The organism is Nostoc sp. T09, assembly GCF_002154695.1.
In the GTDB taxonomy this organism is placed as follows: Bacteria; Cyanobacteriota; Cyanobacteriia; order Cyanobacteriales; family Nostocaceae; genus Aulosira.
The window spans coordinates 1-1,859 of record NZ_MTAV01000231.1; the positions used below are offsets into that span (position 1 = coordinate 1).

Genomic DNA, 1,859 nt, shown 5'->3' on the forward strand with positions numbered 1-1,859 from the left:
TGTAGAACTGCCAATCATTGAGACAGCAGCTACACTTCCCGATTTGCCAGATGTTCCTGATGTAGCATTGGATGCAGTGGCAGACGAAGCTGAATCAACTGCGGACGGGACAGAAGAAGATATTATCGAAATAGTCTCTAATTTACCAGAACAGACAACTGAAGAAGCATCAAACTGGCAAGAAAATGTTTCATTAGCTGGTGCTGCATCTGTAACAGCAAGCGCAGGAATTGATGCTTGGTCTAAAATTTATGGCATTCACAAAGATTCAGGATCAAGCACTAGCGTTAATAATGCATCAGTAGGAGAAGCACAAGCCACTGCTTCAATAAATGCCAATGTTGAGGATAGTCTTATTCTCAGACCCCACACACCCAATTGGGCTTATGTGTCCTGGCAGATTTCCAACGCTCAAAAGCAAGTATTGCAAAATTCAGGCTGCCAATTGATACTACGGCTGTACGATGTTAATGATATCGACCTGAGTTATCAGAGTCCTCCTCTGGTGGAGCAGTACGAATGTGACAAAACAGCACACGATCGCTTTATTGCGATCCCCGCAAGCGATCGCAATTACATTGCAGAACTTGGCTATATTACAAATGGCGATCGCTGGAGCAAAATAGCCAGTTCCGCGATTGTGCGTGTCTTTAGCAATCCCTACATCCCAGGTGAAGAAACTGCTGATGAATCAGAAACCAATGTCGAGGACAGAGTTAGCTTTACACCTCGAACTTCAGAATCAGCTGATGCTGCGTGGCAGATTTCCGATGCTAACAAGCAAGCACTGGAACAATCAGGTTGTCAATTGGCACTGCGGCTATACGATGTCACTGGTCTCGACCTAAGTTACCAAATTCCTCAGTATATCCAGCAGAATGAATTTGACCCAGCAACAGAAAATTGCTTGGTAGCGATCCCTGCAAGCGATCGCGACTACATTGCAGAAATTGGCTATGCTACAGACAGTGAGCATTGGGTATCAATAGCCCGTTCTGAACTTGTCCGCGTCTTCAGCCATCCTTACAGAGAAGACGTAGACCATGCTGATTTATTAGATGCAAATAATGCGCATATTGAAAGCAGCATTACTCTCAAAACTCGTACAGCCAAATGGGCTTATGTCTCTTGGTACGTTTCTGACACTGAAAAGCAAGTATTGCAGAATTCCAACATTTCCCAACTGGCAATCCGACTGTACGATGTCACTGATCTCGATTTGAGTTATCAAAATCCCCAGTTTGTGCAGCAGTACGAATGTGAGGAATTATCACACGATCGCTTTGTGGCGATCCCTGCAAGCGATCGCGACTACATTGTAGAAATTGGCTATGTTACAGATCATGAGCGCTGGGTATCAATAACCCGTTCCACCACTGTTCGCGTCTTTAGCCGTCCCTATCCAGATTTTTGGTTTGTAGCGGATGCTGAACTAATTATCCACGGGGCAACAGAGCCAGATGCAACTGTAAATATTGCCGGTCATGCCATTAAACTGAAACCGGATGGTACTTTCCATTTGCGTATCCCGTTCTCTGATAGCTTAATCGACTACCTGATGACAGCAACTTCTGCTGATGGGCAACAAACTAGTACTATTCACAAAAAGTTCTCCCAAAACCCCCCCGAAGCATAGGGCGTGGGAAGCATCCCATTTTGGCAAATTGCCCTCAGACTAGAAGTCTGGGGCTACAAAAACAAAGCCTGGCGACCCAGGCTCAATATCAGTCCGCGCAGGCGGTGAGTCCAGCGCTGCGGGAGGGTTTCCCTCCGCAGGCGACTGGCGAACCCGAAGGGACTTGGTTTGTGTAGCCGCGAATTCCATTCGCCAGATGTTTCTTCCAAAGTGGGATGCTCCC

The 1,859-nt window shown here is 46.4% G+C and carries 2 protein-coding genes; one reads left to right on the forward strand and one right to left on the reverse strand.

Going from position 1 to position 1,859, the window contains the following annotated elements; genetic code table 11:
• A partial coding sequence (locus BV372_RS36895; protein WP_179198319.1) for a DUF4912 domain-containing protein occupies positions 1-1,636 on the forward strand: 1,636 nt, incomplete at its 5' end.
• Positions 1,637-1,675: 39 nt separating this feature from the next.
• On the opposite strand, the gene BV372_RS37280 is transcribed toward BV372_RS36895, so the two are convergent.
• On the reverse strand, positions 1,676-1,859 hold a 184-nt coding region (locus BV372_RS37280; protein WP_218776805.1), incomplete at its 5' end, for a hypothetical protein.